The sequence below is a fragment of the Mesorhizobium sp. M7A.F.Ca.CA.004.04.2.1 genome (assembly GCF_004022825.1).
Classification (GTDB): Bacteria; Pseudomonadota; Alphaproteobacteria; order Rhizobiales; family Rhizobiaceae; genus Mesorhizobium.
The window spans coordinates 1-2140 of record NZ_RZPH01001007.1; the positions used below are offsets into that span (position 1 = coordinate 1).

Here is a 2140-nt window from a genome sequence, read left to right on the forward strand (position 1 = left end):
TTGGCACCGGCCCCGGCCTTTACACCCCCCCTGCCGCCCCCCGAGGCGCCCACTCCGGCGCTGATGCCGCCACTGCCGCCAACGGAAGCCCCGACGCCATTGACGCCGCCGCTACCACCCACCGAGGCACCAACGCCAAGGCCGATTCCCGCAGCATTGGCGGGCAGGGAAAGGGCTAAGATTACCGCACTACCCGCCAACATGTTGGCGACTGTCTTGATGGTGTGAGCCATAACACTCTCCTGTTGTCGTTGCGCTAAAGCAATTGGCGAGAGGCCGATTGCAAGATCAACTACGCGAGGTGGTGAATTTCAGTTTCAGAGAGAGAATACTCAACCTGAAGCGTGGTATACATCAACAAAATTTCTGAAATAAAATTATAATAAAGTTGGAATAATTTCTCTTTACACTAACAGTGCGTAAGGCCATTGATGATCGGACGTTACTCTGCTCGTCTTTACTGCGAGGCCGTACACCGCACCGGACAGGGCATGAGCCTCTCGCAAGATCAGCAAGACCGCCACGATGATTGCAAGTGGCCAGAGTCTGTCGGCGGATGCGGGAGCGAGAGAGTGCAAGCGTGATTGCAGGCCGAACGATTCTGCGCTGGCCGGCTTGTCAGACGATCCCATAGAACAGCCTGTAGTGGACGCGCTTCATATAGTCCCGGTATTCCGGCGTCGCGGCTAACAGCGCCTCTTCGCGCAGGATGCGATGAACCTGGAAGAAGGTGATCGCGGCGTAGACAGCAAGATTGTAGAAGGAAAAGGCCGACAGCAGGAACAGGACATGACCGGCAAGGTATCCGGCATAGATCGGGTGCCGCACCAGGCGGTAGGCACCGTCGGTCATCACGCCGCGATTGCCCGGCAGAATGGCGAAAGAACGCCCTAGCGATATCTTCCCCCAGATCACGAACCCCAACGCCAGGACTTGCAGCGGCGCGGCGGCATAGATCGGGATGATGGCCACGCCCGGTTCCAGGTCGATGAAGCCGACACCGAAGCTGGCGACCACCGAAACAACCACCGTCAGCGGGTTCCAGTCGCGTACCTGTGGTCGCCGCGACAGAAGCAGCCAGGTAAAGGTCAGGATCTCGGAAATTGCCATCAGCGCCACATTGATGCGGGTCGGGTCGAGCATCAGGTGAGATACGCCGCGGTAGACGAACATGCCCGCGAAGGCCAGCGCGCAGATCCGAAAGAAACCTTCGCGCAAATCCACCAGGATTTCGCGCGTTCGGGCTGCGGACAAAATCCTGCCGTCACTGATGTGCGAAAGCGCCTCGCTTTTTGATATGAGCAATGCAAACACCCCAATGATCCCTCAGGGCGACCTTTGCACGCAACCATTGCCGGGCAGTTAATCAACAAGATCAGATCGGCATTAAACTGGCTGTCGGGGAGCCAGGGCGCCACTCCCAGACGACCTGCTCCACGCGGTCGCCCAGAAAGACTGGCGACCCATCTCATTTGGTTTTGCCAGACTAGCTCAGATAGTCGTTGCGGAAATAGCTCCCGAAATCCGGGCGTTGAGCAACCAGCTTGCCGTCGGCATCACGCAAAATGCCGGACGCGAAGAGATAGCCGCCGATCGCTCCCATCTTGGCCGGATCCATCGTCCCGATGGCACCGCTTTGGCTGCGCAGATAATGGCCGTCGATCAGCGCCTTCAGTGAGGCGTGGATCAGCGCCGGATTGGTCAACGCATCCTTGTTGGCCGCGATCAGCAGGGCTGCCGCATCTTCGGGGTGATCGACCGCGAACTGGTAGCCGCGCCGCGTCGCCTGGACAAAGGCGGCCGCAGGCTTGGGGTTTGCCTGGAGATAGGCTTCGCTCGAAGAGATCAGTGTCGTGTGCTCGTCAGGCACGCCGTAATCGGCATAGACGAAGCTGCGTTGTTTGACGCCCTTGAGCTCGGCGTCGACACCCTCCCAGGTCGAGACTTCGAGCGTGAAATCGACCGAACCATTGGCCAGCGCCTCATAGGCTGAGGTGCCGAGCGTCACCGTCTCGAAATTGCCCTTGCCGCCATCATGGCGGATGATGGTCGATATCAGGGCGTTTTCCCAGGCGCTGCCGAAGCCGCCACAGCTCAGCCCGTCGAGGTTTCTCGGGCTGACGATGTCGCTGCGGGCCGC

2 protein-coding genes and 1 pseudogene are annotated in these 2140 nt (G+C 59.3%); all 3 read right to left on the reverse strand.

All coding sequences use genetic code 11. The annotated features are described in order from the left end of the window. Positions 1 to 233, reverse strand: a pseudogene (locus tag EN893_RS38780) (hypothetical protein); the annotation flags it as partial. Between the two features lie 385 nt (positions 234 to 618). Next, complete coding sequence (locus EN893_RS30465) at positions 619 to 1314, reverse strand: isoprenylcysteine carboxylmethyltransferase family protein (RefSeq protein WP_127268778.1); 696 nt, start codon at positions 1312 to 1314, stop codon at positions 619 to 621. A 172-nt stretch (positions 1315 to 1486) separates the two neighbouring features. After that, on the reverse strand, positions 1487 to 2140 hold a 654-nt coding region (locus tag EN893_RS30470; protein WP_164901254.1), incomplete at its 5' end, for an ABC transporter substrate-binding protein.